This window comes from Moorena sp. SIO3I8 (genome assembly GCF_010692325.1).
GTDB lineage: Bacteria > Cyanobacteriota > Cyanobacteriia > Cyanobacteriales > Coleofasciculaceae > Moorena.
Window position 1 is genome coordinate 1 of the sequence record NZ_JAAHHW010000077.1, and the last position, 20730, is coordinate 20730.

Genomic DNA, 20730 nt, shown 5'->3' on the forward strand with positions numbered 1-20730 from the left:
TAGGGAGATAGGGAGATAGGGAGATAGGGAGAAAGGGAGATAGGGAGATAGGGAGATAGGGAGATAGGGAGATAGGGAGATAGGGAGATAGGGAGATAGGGAGATAGGGAGATAGGGAGATAGGGAGCAGGAAAAAAAAACTTATCACAATTTATTACTTTCCCGATTTAATGTTTCCGTGGCTATCGATAAAATTACTCCCAAAAAAATGCGATTATCTGAAATATATCTATGGGATTGACCATAGGTCACGCTACGCGAACGCTAACTAATATTTACGATTTTACCTGTTACCTGTTCCTTTAAAAAAAACGCGATTGACCAAAGGTCACGCTAAAAGCGATCGCATTCCATAATCCGTACATTTTTTTTCAATTACCCCTCTCGAAAAAAATCATAAAATCCCTTGACAAAACAATTTTTAATCGTTATAATTATAGTTATAAGCCTTAAAACGTTTTTTTTACTATGTCTGACAACTTTCGCCCTAATCCAGAAAACAATCCTGAGGAAATTACTCCTAGTAATACTCCTCAGGAACGGTCTCCAAAAAAATACCCCATTAAGCACATTTTGAAGGGCTCCCGCCAGGCAATAAGCAACACCATGCATACCCTTTATGCACGGGGTTACGCCCAAATTGATGAGTGGAGCCCCCTTCAGCCGACTGGCATTCCTGGCGAATTCATTACCATGATGACGAAGTATTTAACTCTGGGTTAAGGGCTTAAATTTCAGGGGGCTTTGCCCCCTGGCCAAAGCATCAGGTCTGATGTTAGCGGTCAGTGGTCAGTGGTCAGTGGTCAGCCGTTGGCTGATAGCTGAAAACTGAAAACGGATAGCTGAAAGCTGATAGCTGAAAGCTGATAGCTTACGGTCTGATCGGATTATGTTTGATTAGGTTTACAAAGTTGAGACATAAGTAAAAATTGCTAGCCGTGGAACGTATTTCTGCGGCTACTTTTTTTTGGTTAGCAGGTTGAAGGTTAGTAAGTTGAAGGTTATGATGTTGAAGGTTATTAGGTTTAAGGTTAGTACGTTGTTCGCGTAGCGTGGCCTATTGGCCAAGGTTTAAGGTTAGTACGTTGTTCGCGTAGCGTGGCCTATTGGCCAAGGTTATTAACAGGCTTAGTTCATCAACACAAAACCTCTTGAGGTGATCAACAACTGTTCTATTGTGATTAATCCTTGGTGGGCAGTGCCTCGCAACCCGATGGCAAGCACATCAATCTGTCTGATGCACTGCCCACCCTACATCTGTTCTATTGTGATTAATCCTTGGTGGGCAGTGCCTCGCAACCTGATGGTAAGCACATCAATCTGTCTGATGCAGTGCTTACCCTACATCTACTACTATTGTGATTAATCCTTGGTGGGCAGTGCCTCGCAACCTGATGGTAAGCACATCAATCTGTCTGATGCAGTGCCCACCCTACATCTACTACTATTGTGATTAATCCTTGGTGGGCAGTGCCTCGCAACCTGATGGTAAGCACATCAATCTGTCTGATGCAGTGCCCACCCTACATCTACTACTATTGTGATTAATCCTTGGTGGGCAGTGCCTCGCAACCTGATGGTAAGCACATCAATCTGTCTGATGCACTGCCCACCCTACATCTCTCCCCATCTCCCCATCTCCCCATCTCCCCATCTCCCCATCTCCCCATCTCCCCACACTCCCTACTCCCTACTCCCTACTCCCTACTCCCTACTCCCTACTCCCTATTCCCTTAATAACCAATTCAAGTAATCACAATATCCAATTCCGAAACCCCACACTCCCGGGCTTTAACACACCGTTCAATATAAAGTTCAACCACCCGGTCTTGGTGATTACTCTCTAAAAGTTCCTCAAAAATCCGTTGCGCCTGAGCAAACTTTTTTTCTACATAATAGGCAACTGCTTCCTCAAACCGAGGAGTTGTTTTGGACTTGAAAGCAATCAAATCCTCAGGATTAGCATCATACACTTCAAAGATTTCCACCGGTTTACTTTTACCCTTCACCTTAACTCGCCCTAGACACCGATAATGATAACTTTCTCGATTATCCAGATCATTCAAGGTTGGTTTACTAATCAAAATCTCTGCTCCATAAATCTTGGTTAAACTTTCCAAACGGGAGGCCAAATTTACAGTATCAGCAATCACGGTTGTATCCATCCGTTGAGATTCCCCCACTGTTCCTAAAATTAAACTCCCCTTGTGCAAACCAATACCACTCGCAATCGGTTCATAACCACTATTGTTCCGATGGGAGTTATAACTATAAACTTGCTTTTGCATCTCAATGGCTGCCTTTAGGGCATGATCAGCCTTTTCGGGAAACAACGCCATCACCGCATCACCAATATATTTATCAATGAAGCCGTTATAATTACGAATCACTGGGCTGACTCGACTTAAATAGTCATTGATAAAATTAAAATTGTCTTGCGGTGACATCTTCTCTGATAAACTAGTAAAGGAGCGAATATCAGAAAAAAGTACTGTCATCTCTTTTTGGACATTGTCCCCTAATTGGACATCAATAATACTGTCCCTTTCTAAAAATTGCAGAAACTCCCGAGGCACAAAGCGTCCATAAGCTACATTAATTTTGGCTAACTGAAGATGGGTCTTAATTCGTGCTAGCAATTCATTTTTGGATATGGGCTTAGTTAAATAATCATTCGCTCCTGCTGCAAATCCTGCTACCAAATCTGAGATCTGATTTTTAGCGGTTAACAAGACTACGGGTAGTTCATTCGGTAGATATTTCTCACGGATTTTTTTACAGAACTCATAGCCGGTCATTTTCGGCATCATAATATCCAGTAAAATCAAGTCTGGTTTGTATCCTTGGGTAATTTTTGTGAATGCATCTTCGCCATTAACTGCTTTAGTAATCTTATAGTTTTGCAGATAAAGATGGTTGACCAAAACCTGAAGATTTACTGGTTCATCATCTACAATCAAGATTTTCAAGGCTTTCATAGTTGGTGGTGATAAGTTCTGATCAGACATCAGGTGATCAGACATCAGGTGATCAGATATCAGGTGATCAGATATCAGGTGATCAGATATCAGGTGATCAGACATCAGGTAATCAGATATCAGGTGATCAGATATCAAGTGTTCAGAGTCACTTGCCATCGCCAAATAATTCTGAACCTGGGAAACTTCCTCTCGCTGTTTCCTCTCTACTTTACCCTTTGATATCGGTAGAGTGAAACTAAACCGTGAGCCAAGGTTTGGCGTAGACTCCACATCAATATTTCCGCCGTGGAGCTGCACCAGTTTTTTAGTAACAGCTAAACCTAACCCCACTCCTCCATATTTCCTATTAATGGAGCCATTCCCTTGTTCAAAAGCTTCAAAAATTCGGTCTACTTTATCAGGTGGGATACCAATCCCTGTATCATAAACGGTAATTTTAAGATAAGAATTGACCACCTCTGCTGATACTTTAATGGTACCACGTTCAGTAAATTTAACGGCATTACCCACCAAATTATAGAGAATCTGTTGGAGTCGGTTTTCATCAGCATCCACAGGGGGACTCGATGAGGAAACTTGATTAATCAGTTGTAGGTTTTTATTACCCACAAGGGGACGGGATAGCAATAAAACAACTTCTGTGATTTCTCGCATCCCCACTGGCTTGATTCTCAGGTTGATTTGTTTATGCTTGAGGGCAGAAAAATCCAGTAAATCGTTAACAAGCTGAGTTAACCGTTTGCCACTAGAGACAATCAGAGAAAGATTAGATGCTGTTGACTGGGATAACTCACCTGTTGCTCCATCAATCAGAGATTCAGCGATGCCGATAATGCCATTCAGAGGTGTTTTCAGTTCATGAGATGTATTAGCTAAGAATTCATTTTTGAGCTGATCCATTTCCTGAAGAGCAGCATTCTTGGTTTCTAGTTTCTGGTTATATTCCTTTAGCAGTCGCCTGGTTTCAGCAAATCGTCGTTCTAAAATTAATCCTAAGGATAGGATAAACAGCAACATTCCCCAAGGATAGAATCGTTGATACCAACTTTCCGGTTCAAAGCGATAAACTAAAATATCATGCATTGCTGTTATAGCCAGGATAGATAATCCTAAACTAAATATTTTCGCAGAATAGTTTCTCTTATTAATAGCTATAGGAATAGCATGGATCAATAAAATTATTGTACTAGCCAGGAGCAGGTAGTGATCAATATATATCTCATACAACCAGGAACTGTTGTAGATAAAAATTAATCCTAAAGAAATTACGGAATAAATTAGGTGAATTTGCCATAACCGCTGGATGATGGAAAAATACCCTGAACCAAATATTTGTTCAAAACCAATCAGGCTCAGAATAGGAAGAAAACAAAAAGCCGTATATCGACTATACTCCCAATTCATTGAATCCTTAAATAATAAGGGAACAATGGTTGATTGGCTAAGGTTGTAAATGCCACCAGCTATGGCTAATAATGCAAAGGCTAGAATCAATCGTTTATCTTGAGACCGGAATACACAGGTTAAACTAAACCACAGCCCAATTAAAATAAAAATGCAGCCTAAAATAGTGCTTATTTCGTCTTTGAATAAACACCGAATTACGTTAAATTTAGAACCAATAACTATCCGGTCGAAAAAACCGATGTAAATAGACTGCTCACCACCGACATAAACATTAATGAACAATGATTTGCCGGAAAAATTTGAATCAAGAGGAACAATTGGCCATTGATACCCTTCACCATGACCTGGAGGCAATGAGTTAGGGGATAATCGGGTATAAATCAGTTGCTCATCTAAATAAGCTTCTAGTATATTCGGAACTGCTCCGAGATAAAGAGTGGGAGATTGCAATTTACCCTCTGGTAACCTAACCCCTAACCAAACATTGTTTTGCTGTTGATCTTGCGGTGACTTCCATAGTCTTTCTGGAAACGTAAATTCTTTCCAGCAAGGGTCGCCGTTGGAAATCTCGAGCTTAGGACAAAGCTTGGCATTATGGAGGTTATTGATAGAAACATCACCCCAGAGATAGTGCCATCCTTGGGTAATCTCCAATCGCGGCAAGGTTTTAGTTGCCTGAGATTGTGCTTGACTAGGTGCTATGGTTAATAGGCTAATCAGTACTGATATCAAAAAAGCACCCAAACACAAGGGGATTTGGGCACGTTTCCAACTAAACATACGTTTCACTGGTATCTCCTGGAGGGGCTATGGGTCACACCCCCCTCTACTAGTTTAAGTTGGATTTTGGAGCTTGGAAACTGTTTGTTAAACTTTGCTTAGCTCCTGGCATCGGTTAAGTTAGGCAACGAGACTGTAGGAGCTATCTCCGGTAACCCACCAATAGTCAGGGACTAATCAGTGTTTTAATATCTACTTTCTGAACAGTCTCTGATTATTCGGCGTTGCTTAATAATGGAATGATTTTAAGACTTTTGTGGAACTGGCATCTTGGTGGAACGGGCATCTTGGTGGAACGGGCATCTTGGTGGAACTGGCATCTTGCCAGTTTCAATATATTCCCAGGCGGGCAGGATGCCCACTCTACTCCTATTCAAAAGAAGATTCACCAACGCCGATTGTTCAATGTTCAAATACATCTCGATAGTGCAACAAATCGAGAGATACCATAGTCGGTAACGCCTCAAAGCACTGTTGAGCTAATTCCCACCGGTCTTCCCGTTCCAGCATATTGATCAGTTTTTGCCGCACATTTAACAAGTAGCGCACATCATTAGCAGCGTATTCCAACTGCTCATCGGAGAGGTTAGCAACATTACCCCAGTCAGAACTCTGAGCACTTTTATCCAAATCTATCCGTTCTAGCTCTTTGACCAACTCTTTGAGACCATGGCTACTAGTATAAGTGCGGGCTAACTTACTAGCAATCTTGGTGCAGAATACAGGATTGACTTCAATACCGAGATTTTGCATGAGCATAGCGACATCAAACCGAGCAAAGTGAAACACTTTGAGCACATTAGTCGCTTCTAACAACTGTTTTAATCGGGGTGCTTCTGTTTGTCCTTTGTCAATGCGGACAAAGGTGACTCGTCCTTGTGGATCACACAGCTGTACAAGACATAAGCGATCGCGTTGGTAAATCAGTCCCATGGTTTCCGTATCCACGGCGAGGGAATCTGCCCTTAGATACTCTTGGCATATAGATTCGGGTAAATCGCGATCGCAAACTTGAAAATCCTTCAATTCTTCAATTACAGTTGTGTTGGTCATTGGTTCAAAGGTTATAGGTTGTAGGTTCTAGAAGTTTGTTGGATGGGATAATGTTTGATGCGATAGTATTGATGCGATAGTATTGTTAGGGATAACTCCCAGGATTTGGTTTATTCGATGCTCCTATGGGGTACCGTTTCTGTTCCCATGATCAGAAGGTCTACGGCATAGTTATTCGTTAAGATGACAGTAACCACTGAGACTAACCACTACCGGTAGTGTTAGTTAGTAGTGTCAGTTAGTAGTGTCAGTTAGTAGTGTCAGTTAGTAGTTTTATTTATCGCTGTAAAGCGATGTTATAGCACCATAACTAGCAAATAAATCACAGTGGTTACTAGAGTTAACCACCCTTGATAAAAACTTGGGTTAATTCCACAGCAAAGATCAGCATTCCCAAACTAATCTTGACCAATGGTGTTGGCATGAGCAGGCTGGCTAAAAGCTGGGCTCTAATTTCTAGGAATTACTGTATCGTAGTTTACAATTTACCCTTGACAGTCCACATTTCCTATGTATTTTTTATTTTCTTAATCTTTTGACGTCTGAGCTGACATAAATTTAGCAACAGTTTGCACATCCTTATCACCCCGACCGGAACAGTTAATCACGATCTGGGGATTACCACTGAGTTGGGGACACAGAGTTTCGAGATATGCGATCGCATGAGATGTTTCCAGTGCCGGTATAATTCCCTCCAGCTGAGACAAGCGTTGAAACGCAGCCACGGCTTCTTTGTCTGTAACACTATAATACTCTGCCCGACTGCTATCCTTCAAATAGCTATGCTCTGGACCAACACCAGGATAGTCCAATCCAGCACTAATCGAGTGAGCTTCGAGCACCTGACCATCCTGATCTTGGAGCAAATAACTCATTGCCCCGTGCAACACTCCTGGTCGTCCCTTAGTTAGAGTAGCCGCATGTTTAGCAGAATCTACACCAGCGCCTGCTGCTTCTACTCCAATCAGCCGCACAGAGGGTTCATTAACAAACTCATGGAACAGGCCCATGGCATTGGAGCCACCTCCGACACAAGCTAACAAAATATCCGGCAAACCGCCCCACTTTTCCAAGCATTGAGCGCGAGTTTCCTGGCCAATCACAGCATGGAAATCCCGTACCATTTTTGGGTAAGGATGAGGACCTGCCACTGACCCAAGGATATAGTGAGTAGTTTCCACATTTGTCACCCAATCTCGAATCGCTTCCGAGGTAGCATCCTTGAGAGTACCAGTCCCAGCCGATACCGGTTGCACCGTTGCTCCCAGTAGCCGCATCCGAAACACATTCAGGGATTGCCGTTCCATGTCTTGAACGCCCATATAAATGACGCATTCGAGACCAAATCGAGCACATACTGTTGCGGTAGCCACACCATGCTGACCCGCTCCCGTTTCAGCAATGATGCGCCGCTTACCCATGCGCTGGGCTAGCAATACCTGAGCCAGAGCATTATTAATCTTGTGAGCACCGGTGTGATTTAAATCTTCCCGTTTTAAATAAATCCGTGGTCCACTACCATCAGATTTGGTATAGTAGTTACTCAGACGTTCAGCAAAATACAGAGGACTAGGACGTCCGACATAGTCTCGCAGCAGTTGTTGTAGTTCCTGTTGGAAATCCGGGTCATTACGGTATTGTTCAAAAGACTGCTCTAGTTCACTTAGAGCAGGCATCAAGGTTTCTGGAACATACTTGCCACCAAATTTACCAAAACGTCCCAAAGCGTCCGGTTGTTGGGTCGCTTGGTCCCTCTGGTCGCCGATACTAAGGGGTAGGGGGGTTTTAGTCACAGCGGTGTCAAACAATTATAGAACGAACATCTCGAATATATATTATAAAACCCAAAATGCTTTACCACCAGTCTTCTAGCATTTTGTATCAACACTAACAATTATTTTCGAGCTAATGTAGAAAAGTAATGACCATAATGACAAAGCCGGTGCCTTAGCAGCTTACCATGAATGAACCAACTGATCAACAAATTAACAATCACTCCAATTCCGTAGAGGCAGATGTTCAACCAAAGGTCAGTGTCGAAGAATTCAGTATTAGTGGTAACGACCTGATTGACAAAGTTAAAGACCTAATTAATCAGGGGAATATTCGCCGAATTATGATCAAAAATGAGCAGGATCGGATTTTGTTGGAGATTCCGCTAACTTTTGGCGTATTAGGAGGATTTACTGCTATTTTCTTGGCTCCTTGGTTACTCCCCCTGGGAGCGATCGGGGCATTGGCGGCTCGATTGAAAGTAGTGGTAGAACGAAAGGAATAGCAGTCTAGATATCTACGAGATCTACCCTAACCCCTAAACAGGTATGGGACATCCTAGAGAAAGATTGCCCGCGATCGCTAAAAATATCTTAAGATATACTTAAGATATACCTTGAGCGGTCAACTTTGAGTGATCAGCTTTGAGTGATCAGCTTTGAGTGATCAGCTTTGAGTGATCAGCTTTGAGTGATCAGCTTTGAGTGATCAGCTTTGAGTGATCAGCAGTCAGCCAAAAGCCTATAAGTCACCCTGGACAACTAAACTAATTATGCCAGTGTGACTTACATAATCATGGGTTTCTTGCTCTGTAGCTGGGCGGTTAAGAGAGCCCCTGAGGTGCTGAACTGGTGGCTTGAAAAAATAAAATTAGTTAAACCAACTTAATTAAATAAACCTGAGCAAAACTGCCTAATCCTAGCATCAAGCCGACTCTCAAAGCTATCAGTTCTGAAAACTATCAGTAAGTAATGATTCAATAATCTCCGGGACTGGATGAGTGATTGGTATCACTGGGTTTGACCAGGGGCTGGTAAAGGACAGCAATTGACATCATTCAAGCAAACTTTGCCCCACTTTAAGGCCCAACGAACCAAACCAACCCGGTTATCAGTGCAGGTTTTGGTCAGAATGTTACTGATATGATTATCAACAGTGCGCTTACTGATTGCCAGCTCCTGGGCGATCTCGAGATTGGTTAAACCAGCCGCTACATGTTCGATGATTTGCAATTCGCGGTAAGACAGAGTTGCGGGAGTCTGGGATTTACCACTAGCCATAAGTAATTTTTCTCTAGTAGATATACCTATCTTATCTAATTTTACCGCCAATGGTGACCCGCTTCACTTAATTTGCCATGGGGAAATTAAGTGATTATCAATAAACAGGACAAGGAGGAGTTGGGGAAAGGGGAGTGGGAGGAGTGTGGGAAGTGTGGGAAGTGTGGGAAGTGTGGGAAGTGTGGGGAGTCAGATGAGCAACTGGCGTCGAAACTTCTGAAATTAACATCAATGGAGAGCAACTAATGGAAGGTCTTAGTAATTTTATTAACCAGAGAATGGAAGAGTGGAAAGTCCCAGGGCTGGCTGTCGCTATTGTTCACGATAGCGAGATCATCTTTTGTGAAGGCTTTGGTTTTAGGAATGTAGAAAAAGGCTTAAAAGTAACCTCTAAAACCATCTTTCCGATTGGGTCTTGCACTAAAGCGTTTACCACAATGGCTATGGGCATCTTGGCTCAGCGACGAAAATTAGATTGGGATAAACCAGTTAGACATTATCTGCCCACGTTTAAACTATACGATTCCTATGCTAGTGAACACATGACTCTCCGTGACCTGGTCACTCATCGTTCTGGCTTACCCGAGCATTTGTTCATGTGGTATAACAGTTCTTTGACTCGTAAAGAAATAGTTGAGCGCTTACAGTATCTCGAACCTAATCATGAATTGCGGAGTGTCTATCAGTATCAAAATTTGATGTACATGACGGCTGGCTACTTAGTCGGTCAAATTGCCGAGAGCAGCTGGGAAGAATTTGTTCAGCAGGAAATTTTTAATCCCTTGTCGATGGCAGACAGCAATTTTTCCGTTGTCAAATCCCAGGAGACTGACGATTTTTCCCTTCCTTATCGAGAGAAAGATGACGTAGTTAAAGCCATCCCATTTCGCAATATCGACGCCATGGGTCCTTCTGGCTCTATTAATTCCAATGTTACTGATATGGCGAAGTGGCTTCTACTCCATCAAAACCAGGGAAACTATGAGGATAAGCAGATTATCAACCCTGGTATTCTGACTCAGATGTATACACCACAAATCGTGAGGCCGTCATCCCTTGGGTATCCGGAAATCTGGCATTACTCTTATGGATTAGGATGGTACCTCACTGCCTACCGAGGTCATAATCACGTTCAGCATGGGGGTTATATTGACGGATTTTATGCCCTGACAACGTTGATGCCTCAAGATAAAATTGGTGTGGTAGTTCTCACCAATCTCGAAGTAAACCCATTGCGAGAAATTATAACTTATCACATTTGCGATCGCTTGCTCGGTCTCGACGAAGTTCCTTGGAATGAAAGGTATAAGAGTAAGGTTGAGGAAGCTAAACAAGCGGCTGTTCAAGGCAAACAGAACACCAAACCACAGCCTAAAACTGGCACTCAACCCTCACATCCCCTAGAAGATTACACAGGATATTTTGAGCATCCCGGATACGGAATAGTTTCCATTGCGCTCAAAGACCAGCAGTTAACGGCAACTTATAATTCCATCGTTTACGAACTAAAACACTACCACTATGATAGTTTTGAATTACTATCAGAGGGTTCTGATAATTTTCAACTATTATCATTTTTTAATGACCCCAAAGGAACTATTCAGAGACTGTCCATACCTCTAGAACCGACGGTGAAGGATATTGTATTTGAACGAATCCCTGACCAAAGCATTTTAACCACTAGTTTTATGGAAAAATTTGTGGGTGACTATGACATTTATGGTCAATCATCTATAACTATCTTGATCAAAGATAATAAACTATTTTTGTCATTAGCTGGTCAGCCAGAGATAGAGTTAGTTCGTTACCAAGGAACCGAATTTTATTTTAAGGATGTACCAGGATATAGTATTAACTTCACTACCGATAATGCTGGGGTTGTGACTCAAGCAGTGATTACTCAACCCAATGGCGTATTCACGGCTAATAAAAAAGTGTCTACCTAAGCTATAGGAAAGGGAGTAGGGAGTAGGGAGTAGGGAGTAGGGAGTAGGGAGTAGGGAGTAGGGAGTAGGGAGTAGGGAGTAGGTAGAATGAAATTGTCTGTACCTCATAAGTACCAGAAATGGTATATATGTATAATAAACCTCTTACAAAATTAGTTTTCTGATCGTGTTTCCGTCAATTCTTGTCCACTGTTCCCTGTTCCCTGTTCCCTGTTCCCTGTTCCCTATTCCCGACTTCTGCAAGAAGTCTAATGACTAATTTCTTGAATTCAAACCTTCCATCTACTCAACCCCTACCTAAGGTAATTGCTAATCACATTGCTACAGCACCTAACCAGCGAATTACCTTTGCCCAGTACATGGACTTAGCACTATACCATCCACAGCTAGGTTACTACGCCAGTGGTGCAGTTAACATTGGTTCATCAGGAGACTTTTTCACCTCACCCCACCTAGGAAAAGACTTCGGGGAGTTACTTGCTGAACAGTTTGCCCAAATGTGGGATATCCTCGGACAACCTAATCCCTTTACTCTGATGGAAATGGGAGCAGGACAGGGACTCCTAGCAGCAGATGTTCTAGTTTACTTGCACCAGCACTACCCAGATTGCTATGGTGCCGTAAATTACATCATTGTGGAAAAGGCAACAGCAATGATTGCTCAACAGAAGCAGCTGTTGTTGAAACTCAACCTACCTAGACTGGACAATGACCAGCCCTCGTTACCTGTGCGGTGGTGTTCTTGGGAAGAAATAGAAGACAATTCCGTGACTGGTTGCTGTTTCTCTAACGAATTGGTTGATGCGTTACCGGTACATCAAGTTGTGCTGCAAGCAGGAGATCTCAAAGAAATCTATATCGGAACCGTTGATCAGGATGACATTAAGTTTGTAGAAGTTTTAGATACCCCTTCTACACCCCAACTGAGAGAGTATTTTGATTTGGTAGGTATTGATTTGTTCTCTGGTTCCTATCCAGAGGGCTATCGCTCTGAGGTGAATCTAGCAGCACTGGATTGGATTAAAACTGTTGCGAAACGGTTAAACCAGGGGTTTCTCCTAACCATTGATTATGGCTATCCAGCCCAAAAGTATTATTTGCCAGCCCGTGATCAGGGAACATTACAGTGTTATTATCGCCACCGCCACCATAATAACCCCTATAGTTATATCGGCGAACAAGACATTACGGCTCATGTGGATTTTACTGCCCTAGAGCGACAAGGAGAGTTATGTGGTTTGGGTAAAGTAGGTTTCACCAAGCAAGGGTTGTTTCTAATGGCATTGGGATTAGGCGATCGCATAGCTGCCCTTTCTGATCCTAGAGAAAGGGGAAATGCGAAAGCAACAGCACAGGATGTGATCAACATTATGCAGCGTCGCCAACGGTTACACCAGTTGATCGATCCCACCGGATTGGGTGGCTTTGGGGTTTTAATTCAAAGTAAGGGGTTAACCCCATCAGCAGAAGGGGTGGCTCTTAAAGGGTTGACCGTACCACCGATCAGCTAATAGCGCTGGGAGCGGGGAATAGGGAAAGAGAGGGGAGTGTGGGGAGATGGGGAGATGGGGAGATGGGGAAATGGGGAGATGGGGAGATGGGGAAATGGGGAGATGGGGAGATTTTTATTAAGGGTAATTATCGGTTCTTGTAGTAATAAGGTAAACAATATTTTTTCCCAATTCCCTACTCCCTACTCCCTACTCCCTACTCCCTACTCCCTACTCCCTACTCCCTACTCCCTACTCCCTACTCCCTAAAATTCAAAATCCTATTTATCACAAAAAATTCACACTTGTTTTAGATAGTGTATTTGTTGAATCTTGGCTAGAGGCGATTCATGCACCAATCGCCTCGTTCCTTATATTTAGGCTAATTTTCAGTAAACTCATTCCACCGAGTAATCAGATTAGAAAATTTTTTCTGGATGAATAAACTGGTAACCTGCATCAATTATTTTTTTATTTGACACTCGGGCATTGTAAGGTCGGGCTTTAGTAACGGATGAATCCCAGGATACGGGGGGTAAGTTGTGCTGTTTAAATACTTTTTCAAGCAAGTCTTGATAAGTCAGTATTTGGTCATCTACTAGGTTATAAATCCCTTGAAGTTGGTGAGAACGGACAAATTCTATTGCACCAACTATGTCATCTAGATGAATCCAATTGGTGACTTCTTGACCCGAACCCTCACGAGTAGTACCTGCGAATCGACCAAATATTTTGAGTAGTTCCCGCTTCGGACCATAAATTCCTCCCAGACGCAGGATACAAACCTTCAGATTAGGATTGGATGCTGATAGTAATACCTGCTCAGTTTCTGCCAGAATTTCATAATTGGGACTAGGGGGAGCAATCGGTGATGTTTCGTCTACCCAGCCTGCCTCTCGATCACCGTAGACAGCATAGCTTCCCGTGTAAATTAGCTGTCGTACCGTAGGAGTGGTTTTGAGCACAGAAACTAAGGTTTGGGCTGTGTCTAAGTAGGCTTCTTGATAGACCTTGCCATTGGCAGCACCCACAGACAAAAGAATAATCTCCTGGTTTTTCACTACCGATTCGAGACCAATAGGGTCGTTTCCGTTAACCACAACGACTCGGTCAGCAATTGTTTCTAGTTCTGGGACACGCTCAGGGGTAGTAGTGGTTACTGTAGTTGATAACCCTAACTCTTGATGCCAAAGGTGAGCAACTGCACTACCAACGTATCCACAACCAATGATTGCTACATTCATCGCTCGTATGTTTTAAAATTCGATTATTATAAAAAATCTTACCTTCGCGCAAGCTTTACCCGGGTGTATCTCAATGCATGAAATTAGGCAAAAATTCCGGCGAAAATTCCCGCGCCCGGGCCCCACACTCCCCGCGCCCGGGCCCCACACTCCCCGCGCCCGGGCCCCACACTCCCCACACTCCGCACACTCGCGATCTTTTTTACAAATATGAGATGCACCCTACCCCTTGGGTCTTTCCTTGAAAACCCCGTCTTTTTCAAGGGGGGATGAAACGTGAGCGTGTGGGGCGGTTTTAACCGCCGTGGATAGTTTTCTTGACATCTGGGACTAATTGCGTTAAAATAATCCTGGATTACAGTAAAGTTTTAACAAGAGTAGGAAAGAAAAATTTAGCAAGTAACAAAAGTTAAAAAAAAAATAAGTTAATAAACTAATAAAGTAATAAACCAACAAATTAAACCAATAATTTCAAACAATAATTTAAAAATAAGTTAAAAAAAACAATAAGTTATTGCCCAAATCCTTCGTCCGTAGAGTAAAGTAAAAAGTATCGCCAGAGATAGGGTACTACGTAATCCTTGCCTAACAATTTGGTCACCTAGGTCGGCTTAGAAGCAAATAACTAGTTAGCTATCAAAAGCCGTTTTGAGAAACAAGTTACAGCAGGGAATGCGGAAAACTGGGTCAATAAGACCTAAAACCCTTCGGTAGATTTGCCCTCTAGCTTGGTTGGTATAAACCCGTCAGGTTATGGCGAGTCTATCAACCTAGAATCTCCGTCCGTTTAGAGCGGAAAATGTCAAGATAGAAAAGTTTAGCTATCAGCAAGCCCCAGGTCTATATGGCTCGCTACAATCGTTCCATTAAAATCACTATTTCCCTTGATCGTCTTCTACCGTTACTGATTGAGGTTCTAAAATCCTGCCATTTTGAGATTCTCTACGAGAGTGATGACTATATAATGGCAAGAGAGAGTCCGGATAATATATCCTTTACCAAGCTGGTTACAGTGGACGTATTGATTGACAAATCGAAAGCCACTGAGCAACAAGTGCCCATAAATTTTGTGGTCAAAAATGAAGAGTTACCTCTACAGGTTAATAACCATTGTCGGCAAATGTTTGAGCTACTTCAAGAGGCAGTTAATAACAATCCCGATTGGCAAATTGTGGAGGAGCTAGCTAGTTAACAAGTAAGCAATCAGCAATCAGCAATTAGCAATCAGCAATTAGCAATCAGCAATCAGCAATCAGCAATCAGCAATCAGCAATCAGCAATCAGCTATCAGCAATCAGCTATCAGCTATTGAATAGCTTTTGAATAAAAGAGGTTTATTTTAAGCACCTCAAGTAGCCTGGCCATTCCCGTAGCGTGGCCAACGGCTAACCGCTCACCGCTGACCGCTGACCACCTAGCTAGTTAACAATAGTTTTAAAAACATCTTCTCCATTGTAGCTCGCTACCAGCTGCATTTTTAAAGGACCAGCTGTGTAGGCAGTTTCTTGGGCAATAGCTTTGACATTAAGGGGTTGACTATACTGCTCCAGCTGCTCAATAAAGTTGGTTAGGGTGGTCAGCCGACCATCTCCGACTTGGATATCACCCAAAATCCCAGCGCGACGAGCACGGAACTCAGAGGCGGCCAACAACTGATCGAGCCGCTTGCGAATTTGCTCATTGGTCATAGTTGAGGGATTAGTCGAGATGGTAGCAAGCACATCACCCCCCTTAAAGACAACCTGATTGAGGGCTGCATCTGCAAATACTTGTATTGGTTTTTCCCCCTCAACGTAGTTACCCGCTGAGAGAATTCGCACCACGTAGTCTCTACCATCTTTAATCTGCTGGATTAACTGATCTACTTGTGCTTGAGTAATTTGCACCAGTGGCTCTTGGGAATTACTGCTACTAGCACGGGTAATGTCTACGGCTGTCTTATTGGCTTGGCTCAACAGTTGATCAACGGCTTGATTTACAGCTGTTGGATCGACAATTCGTACTACTCCAGAGGTGAGTACCTGACCACGAAATAAAGCAACATTTCCCTGACGCAGTACTCGATAATTCTGATAGTACTGTTCTAGAATTGCTAGTTCCCGTTTTAAAAAAGCCAGTTGTTTTTCTTGTGATTCAAGTTGTTGATTACGTTCAGCAAGTTGACTCTCCTTTTGTTTAAGTTGTTGTTCAAGTTCTTTAAGTTCTTGTTCGAGTTCTTTTAGGAAAGTTTCACGCTGAGCAATGACTTGATCTCGTTCAGCAATTTTCTGGTCAAATTGTTTTATAGCTTGGTCTTTCTCAGCCAGCTCCTGCTCCCGATCCTGGATCGTTTGGTCTTGTTTGAGGATAGCTTGGTCTCGCTCTTGGATAGCTTGGTCTCGCTCCAGCATTTCCTGATCCCGTTTCTTCACCAATTCTTTTAATTGAGTGATTTGGCTTTGGAGTTGGGTAATTTGTTCATTGAGTTGATTCCGCTGTTGGATTAGCAGCTGACGTTCCCTTAGGAGTGATTTAATTTCAGTACGCAGCACCCCAACCTGAGCAGAGACGTCTTTCAGTTGATTTTGAGCCTGTTGGAAATTTCGATTGGTTTCATCCAAACGCTTCTGAACCTCTATTTGCTCTGCTCTGGCGTCCTCTAACTGCCGCTCTACTCGATCTTTCTCATCCTCTAATTGGCTGACCTCCCGGCGAGCACTTCTAAGTTTTTTGAGGATATTATCAAGCTCAAAAATCCCATCCCGTAGAGACTCACTGGTGGCAAACAAAATCCCCAAGGTCGAGGCGGAAATTAAGCCACCGGTGATAATTGTTACTACCGTGGCAGTAGTACGGGGACGTAGATTAAATAAACTCAGCCGTGCTTTTCCTACTCGTGTACCCATGCGATCGCCTAAGGTAGCGAGTAACCCCCCCAACACCAAAATTGAGGCAATCAGGATATAAGCGCTGGTCATCTAAAGCCTCACGGGACAGTGGAAACTACTATTATTTATGTTATTTATGTTATTTATGTGGTTATTTATCTGGTGAAGGAAACGCGAGGAGGCGATTTTAACTGTTGTCAAAGTACTACAATAATAGTTATACAAAAAAAAACATTCGGTTGGCTGGGACTCCCAGTAGTGGGAGCTTCCACTGAAAAGACAATCAATCGAAATTATTGATTGGCTACAGCCACGTAGTCTAGTTTTAGCCCCTACAAGCAAAGGCTTTAAGGCTAGTGAATTAAACCACATACTTAACCTCAACCCCCACCACCGTGAGAGAGTAGCGGTAATTGGCACTGCCTGATGGACTGCAAGCTTATTGGTGTTACGGCAGGTTAAGTTGATGTGATTGTTTCGAGCAATGGCTAACATTTGTTAGTTAACTCCTCCGAAGAATCTGCGCCTATGGAAGAGCGCAGAGTTTCAATACTCCATTGTTGTCTATCCAGATACAGCCTATCTCATAGGTTTAGAGAATTATGTTTTTTTATGGTAAACGCTCCAAAAGATTTATCGACTTCCAGCACCAGCAGTAGGGCGTGGGGAGTAACCCATAGACTAACAAATTATCCCTAGTTTGTACAAAGGGCGCTCTAAACAATAGACCTGGGAGTTTTGAGTTCTAAAACTAAAAAAATGTGATTTTTATTTAAAATTTTTGTTGAAAGAATTATTTCCTTGGGCTGTAACGCTTATATGCTACACTCTACAAGTCTTTGCATAAATGAAGTATACCACGCCTCACACCCTACCCGAGATAACCACACGATACCGGATACAGACCGATGATTACTCCAGATGAATGCCATACAGACGGGTAGGTGTCCCATCTGGGCATCTAGATTCCATTTGATTTTACTATAGGCTATCCACTCTCCCCTCACTCTCCAACCGATGCGTTCACCTAGCCTGACGCAGTCTCCTCCAGCCTCTTGATAAATGGATTGTTGAACACTAAGTCCAAAGTGTCCTTGGCTGTATCTTACCCAAAGCTGGTCAATGGTCAGCAGGTCAGCACAGGGAAATGTTTTGAGCGACTCTACATCTAGCCATTTTTCAGCTTCTCGACCTGCTGCTTCCAGGAGTACCCTGGCTGTCTCTAAGTCGGCTTCTTTCCACTTTCCTGCTGCTAGTACGTCTCGCAGTTTAGTGTAGTCTACTCCTTTTTCAGAACGCAGTTTGAGTTCAGGTTCATAGTGATGTCGTGTCATAGGTTTGCGCCATGGTGATGGGAGTTGATCAGCAAAGATACAGTAAAGATAAAGTTTTGGCTTGTCTGTCAGGTGTGGGGTACATCCATCAACCATAGCATTGCCCTAATAGTCAACTACCAGACACTGACCGCAAAGCCATACAGCAATAATCGAGAAATTCTAGGTATTAGGCTAATCGTATTAGGTATGAGCTACAACAGGGGCACTTGAGCACCTCCGTCCTAAGAGAGCTAGACAACTTTCAACAGAACCCTCCCTAGAGTCTAAACCCTAGAGCCTAAACCCTAAATTCTGTTCGCGAAGGGTGACCGCAGGTCAAACAGGTATCTAAGAGACAAAATATGTAACAAAATGCGTTCCCGTAGCGTGGCCTACGGCCAATCGCATCTTTACAGATGTTCCTAGTCGTGCTTCAATGTATAGCCTGTGGTTATGGATTTTAACAGGAAACCCGCAAAAAAAGGCTTAGGGGTAACACCCCTCATTCAAATTAACTACCAGTATCGGAAAATTACTGGTAGTCTAATTTAATGAACATTAGACCTGCTCCCATTTAGTTGCTCCATTTCTGTTGAAGGTTGACACACAATAATCAACTGTAAAGTGTCAACATAAGGTGTCAACATAAGGTGTCAACAAAACCAAGTTTCACCGAATCGTGCAGGTAAAATGTGGCTCAAACGGGTTTTTAATGCAAATTATTACGTTGGAGCAAACCGAAAATTATGGCACCTGTATGGCCTCTACAGACGGTCGTGTTTCAAACTCTCTTCCTGCTGGTGGTAATTGCGGTGGAAGGGATAGTCCTGCAACGAGGGCTAAAACTCAACCGCAAAACCAGCATGCAGCAAGCTACATCGATTAATCTACTTTCCACTATTGTAGGTTGGTGGTGTTTTTTTGCCCTTCACGACCAACTCCCTACGGAATTTCAAGGCCAGATGATTAGTTATATCTTTTTCGATCACTTTTCAGAGGATAAGCCTGACAATTTTTATACTCTTATCGCTATGAGTGTGATCACAATTTTCTTTCTTTCCTTTATTATTAAGCTGGCAGGGCTGAGGTTACTCAAAATCTTTTTAGAACTAGCTGAAGATCAGGCAACTGCTTCCACATCAGCTTCCGACGAGGAAAAGTCATTATCCTTGAGGCGCTCTGGTAAGAGAGGATCGGGTGGGGAAAATCGAGCTATGGTCGTCCTCATTGCTAATTCCTGTAGCTATAGCGCTATTTTACTGCTTTTGTTTCTGCGTTTCCTTTATGTCAACCCCATTAGTGGATAACTAGCGTCGTGAAATTTTTCACATCCCTATTCGAATTTGTCATTGGCTTAGCGGTGGTAGACTCGCTGGTAAAGGTACTGAAACCTCCCAAGGCATTTTCCTGGCAGGCTCTAATGTGGCTAACTGTTTTTTCCTATGTAATGGCAGGGTTAGCCACGGGATTTGTACAACGGCTGATAGCAAGCTGTGGTGGTATTTTCTTTATTTTATTTGTCTACTGGGTAACGGCAGCGGCGGCTAAGCTAAGAATTGCCAAGAAGAACAAAGACGCCAAGACAGGCTTGCCCCTGGGTCCCTGGATTACTGGCGCACTAACTAGTATTTACCTATTCGGCATCAATTTAAACGTTGGAGAATACCAGCTCGTAATTGACGGTATCAGTACCTATTTATTGGGCATCGACTCCAAAGACGTATCACCCTTGACGTTCATTAGTTGGCCATTGATATCAGCCGTAATTGCGGCTTTACCTTATATTTTAGCAGTAAGATTGAAGGTAAAAAAACCGTCTCCAGCAGAACGTCAATATCTAGTTATCTTATTCGGTAGCCAGCTCCTGATTAGCTGCTGGATACAGTTTTATTTCGTGATTCAAAACTGGCTAGTGCAATATCCTAGCTTACTGAGCGATGATTTTATCCATAGTTCCTTTGTCTGGAAATTGCCCTCTGCCCAAGTCACTATGGTATCTAGAGGTGTATCGATCTTAGAGGGGATGGAAGTTCAATTGAAAGAAGAGTTGAATGAAAAATCTTGGTCAGAGGTTGAGAAATCCCTGCTTAAAGTAAATCATAAAAAGTTGCTGAAGGGAATTGAATATCAAGCCAAGCAAAGCTCACCGGTTGCTGAAGATCCTCTATGGAAAGTGACCTATAAATTTTCATCCAGGAAGTCTGGGTCTGACTATAACTTAGACTTGCAGGCCAATTGGAACGGCCCCCGTTCAAACCCTGACACCAAACCTGACTCTTATTCCTTCACCAAGTCTTGTCGCATTAAGCAGGTAGATGGGCGATCAGGGTTAGGTTCTAAACCAATTGGTAATGTGGAATGCCAAGCCTCTAGGACAGGAGAAATTGAGGTGTTCGCTGACCAAGGTAAACAGTAAAAAGTAAAATTCAAAAGACTTGCTTGGATCCAGTAAACTAGAAAATAGCAACTAGAAAATAGCAACTAGGAAATCTAGGATTTATAAATAGGACACGAACAATATTGCTGATTTTTAATAACACCAAAAAATCTTCCAATCTCTTTCCTACTGCTCCCTACTCCCTGCTCCCTGCTC

The 20730-nt window shown here is 42.8% G+C and carries 18 protein-coding genes; 11 read left to right on the forward strand and 7 right to left on the reverse strand.

Annotated elements, in window-relative coordinates; translation table 11 throughout:
* Positions 1-468: 468 nt before the first annotated feature.
* From F6K51_RS24155 to F6K51_RS24165, 3 genes are all read left to right on the forward strand, one after another.
* Entirely contained in the window at positions 469-723 is a 255-nt protein-coding gene (locus F6K51_RS24155; protein ID WP_293024989.1) for a hypothetical protein, read from the forward strand.
* A 433-nt stretch (positions 724-1156) separates the two neighbouring features.
* Positions 1157-1366, forward strand: a complete 210-nt coding sequence (locus F6K51_RS24160; RefSeq protein ID WP_293024991.1) for a hypothetical protein — start codon at positions 1157-1159, stop codon at positions 1364-1366.
* Positions 1367-1554: 188 nt separating this feature from the next.
* The gene (locus tag F6K51_RS24165; RefSeq protein WP_293024993.1) at positions 1555-1737 is read left to right on the forward strand and encodes a hypothetical protein; all 183 of its coding nucleotides are present in this window, start codon (positions 1555-1557) and stop codon (positions 1735-1737) included.
* Positions 1738-1745: 8 nt separating this feature from the next.
* Here the strand turns inward: F6K51_RS24165 and F6K51_RS24170 are convergent, their stop codons facing one another.
* Positions 1746-5168 (reverse strand): ATP-binding protein, encoded by a 3423-nt coding sequence (locus tag F6K51_RS24170; RefSeq protein WP_293025043.1) that lies wholly within the window; start codon positions 5166-5168, stop codon positions 1746-1748.
* 239 nt (positions 5169-5407) lie between these two features.
* Between F6K51_RS24170 and F6K51_RS24175 the strand changes: the two genes are divergently transcribed.
* The gene (locus tag F6K51_RS24175) at positions 5408-5620 is read left to right on the forward strand and encodes a hypothetical protein (protein WP_293024995.1); all 213 of its coding nucleotides are present in this window, start codon (positions 5408-5410) and stop codon (positions 5618-5620) included.
* On the opposite strand, the gene F6K51_RS24180 is transcribed toward F6K51_RS24175, so the two are convergent.
* Positions 5571-6221, reverse strand: coding sequence for a ribonuclease H-like domain-containing protein (locus F6K51_RS24180; RefSeq protein WP_293024997.1), 651 nt, complete (start codon positions 6219-6221; stop codon positions 5571-5573). The two genes, F6K51_RS24175 and F6K51_RS24180, sit on opposite strands and share 50 nt — an antisense overlap.
* 527 nt (positions 6222-6748) lie before the next feature.
* Positions 6749-8014, reverse strand: coding sequence for a tryptophan synthase subunit beta (gene trpB, locus F6K51_RS24185; protein ID WP_293024999.1), 1266 nt, complete (start codon positions 8012-8014; stop codon positions 6749-6751).
* A 167-nt stretch (positions 8015-8181) separates the two neighbouring features.
* On the opposite strand from trpB, the gene F6K51_RS24190 reads away from it, so the two are divergent.
* Positions 8182-8499 carry a DUF4342 domain-containing protein gene (locus F6K51_RS24190; protein ID WP_293025001.1) on the forward strand — a complete coding sequence of 106 codons (318 nt, stop codon included), beginning with the start codon at positions 8182-8184 and terminating at the stop codon, positions 8497-8499.
* A gap of 505 nt (positions 8500-9004) precedes the next feature.
* On the opposite strand, the gene F6K51_RS24195 is transcribed toward F6K51_RS24190, so the two are convergent.
* Complete coding sequence (locus tag F6K51_RS24195) at positions 9005-9274, reverse strand: LuxR C-terminal-related transcriptional regulator (protein ID WP_293025003.1); 270 nt, start codon at positions 9272-9274, stop codon at positions 9005-9007.
* A gap of 245 nt (positions 9275-9519) precedes the next feature.
* Between F6K51_RS24195 and F6K51_RS24200 the strand changes: the two genes are divergently transcribed.
* From F6K51_RS24200 to F6K51_RS24210, 3 genes are all read left to right on the forward strand, one after another.
* The gene (locus F6K51_RS24200; RefSeq protein ID WP_293025005.1) at positions 9520-11220 is read left to right on the forward strand and encodes a serine hydrolase; all 1701 of its coding nucleotides are present in this window, start codon (positions 9520-9522) and stop codon (positions 11218-11220) included.
* Between the two features lie 251 nt (positions 11221-11471).
* Complete coding sequence (locus F6K51_RS24205) at positions 11472-12731, forward strand: class I SAM-dependent methyltransferase (RefSeq protein WP_293025007.1); 1260 nt, start codon at positions 11472-11474, stop codon at positions 12729-12731.
* Positions 12732-12785: 54 nt separating this feature from the next.
* Entirely contained in the window at positions 12786-12980 is a 195-nt protein-coding gene (locus F6K51_RS24210; RefSeq protein ID WP_293025044.1) for a hypothetical protein, read from the forward strand.
* 149 nt (positions 12981-13129) lie between these two features.
* Here F6K51_RS24210 and F6K51_RS24215 read toward each other — a convergent pair whose 3' ends face one another.
* Positions 13130-13954, reverse strand: coding sequence for an NAD-dependent epimerase/dehydratase family protein (locus F6K51_RS24215; RefSeq protein ID WP_293025009.1), 825 nt, complete (start codon positions 13952-13954; stop codon positions 13130-13132).
* A gap of 844 nt (positions 13955-14798) precedes the next feature.
* On the opposite strand from F6K51_RS24215, the gene F6K51_RS24220 reads away from it, so the two are divergent.
* Positions 14799-15146: a hypothetical protein gene (locus tag F6K51_RS24220; RefSeq protein WP_293025011.1), complete on the forward strand. Its 348-nt coding sequence runs from the start codon at positions 14799-14801 to the stop codon at positions 15144-15146.
* Between the two features lie 226 nt (positions 15147-15372).
* On the opposite strand, the gene F6K51_RS24225 is transcribed toward F6K51_RS24220, so the two are convergent.
* Both F6K51_RS24225 and F6K51_RS24230 read right to left on the reverse strand, forming a co-directional pair.
* A complete protein-coding gene (locus F6K51_RS24225) occupies positions 15373-16911 on the reverse strand; it encodes a DUF3084 domain-containing protein (protein WP_293025013.1) in 1539 nt (512 codons plus the stop codon).
* 725 nt (positions 16912-17636) lie between these two features.
* Positions 17637-18251 (reverse strand): GUN4 domain-containing protein, encoded by a 615-nt coding sequence (locus tag F6K51_RS24230; RefSeq protein WP_293025015.1) that lies wholly within the window; start codon positions 18249-18251, stop codon positions 17637-17639.
* Between the two features lie 632 nt (positions 18252-18883).
* Here F6K51_RS24230 and fraC point away from each other — a divergent pair.
* Positions 18884-19444 (forward strand): filament integrity protein FraC, encoded by a 561-nt coding sequence (fraC, locus tag F6K51_RS24235; protein WP_293025017.1) that lies wholly within the window; start codon positions 18884-18886, stop codon positions 19442-19444.
* 8 nt (positions 19445-19452) lie between these two features.
* Positions 19453-20553 (forward strand): DUF5357 family protein, encoded by a 1101-nt coding sequence (locus tag F6K51_RS24240; protein ID WP_293025019.1) that lies wholly within the window; start codon positions 19453-19455, stop codon positions 20551-20553.
* Positions 20554-20730 lie beyond the last annotated feature (177 nt).

Bases quoted from the DNA above. Each gene is read 5' to 3' on its own strand.
- F6K51_RS24220 (WP_293025011.1), top strand. From the start codon at position 14,799: ATGGCTCGCTACAATCGTTCCATTAAAATCACTATTTCCCTTGATCGT.
- F6K51_RS24230 (WP_293025015.1), bottom strand. From the start codon at position 18,251: ATGGTTGATGGATGTACCCCACACCTGACAGACAAGCCAAAACTTTAT.
- F6K51_RS24200 (WP_293025005.1), top strand. From the start codon at position 9,520: ATGGAAGGTCTTAGTAATTTTATTAACCAGAGAATGGAAGAGTGGAAA.
- F6K51_RS24180 (WP_293024997.1), bottom strand. From the start codon at position 6,221: ATGACCAACACAACTGTAATTGAAGAATTGAAGGATTTTCAAGTTTGC.
- F6K51_RS24225 (WP_293025013.1), bottom strand. From the start codon at position 16,911: ATGACCAGCGCTTATATCCTGATTGCCTCAATTTTGGTGTTGGGGGGG.
- F6K51_RS24215 (WP_293025009.1), bottom strand. From the start codon at position 13,954: ATGAATGTAGCAATCATTGGTTGTGGATACGTTGGTAGTGCAGTTGCT.
- F6K51_RS24205 (WP_293025007.1), top strand. From the start codon at position 11,472: ATGACTAATTTCTTGAATTCAAACCTTCCATCTACTCAACCCCTACCT.
- fraC (WP_293025017.1), top strand. From the start codon at position 18,884: ATGGCACCTGTATGGCCTCTACAGACGGTCGTGTTTCAAACTCTCTTC.
- F6K51_RS24175 (WP_293024995.1), top strand. From the start codon at position 5,408: ATGATTTTAAGACTTTTGTGGAACTGGCATCTTGGTGGAACGGGCATC.
- F6K51_RS24195 (WP_293025003.1), bottom strand. From the start codon at position 9,274: ATGGCTAGTGGTAAATCCCAGACTCCCGCAACTCTGTCTTACCGCGAA.
- F6K51_RS24155 (WP_293024989.1), top strand. From the start codon at position 469: ATGTCTGACAACTTTCGCCCTAATCCAGAAAACAATCCTGAGGAAATT.
- F6K51_RS24210 (WP_293025044.1), top strand. From the start codon at position 12,786: ATGGGGAGATGGGGAAATGGGGAGATGGGGAGATGGGGAAATGGGGAG.
- F6K51_RS24190 (WP_293025001.1), top strand. From the start codon at position 8,182: ATGAATGAACCAACTGATCAACAAATTAACAATCACTCCAATTCCGTA.
- F6K51_RS24170 (WP_293025043.1), bottom strand. From the start codon at position 5,168: ATGTTTAGTTGGAAACGTGCCCAAATCCCCTTGTGTTTGGGTGCTTTT.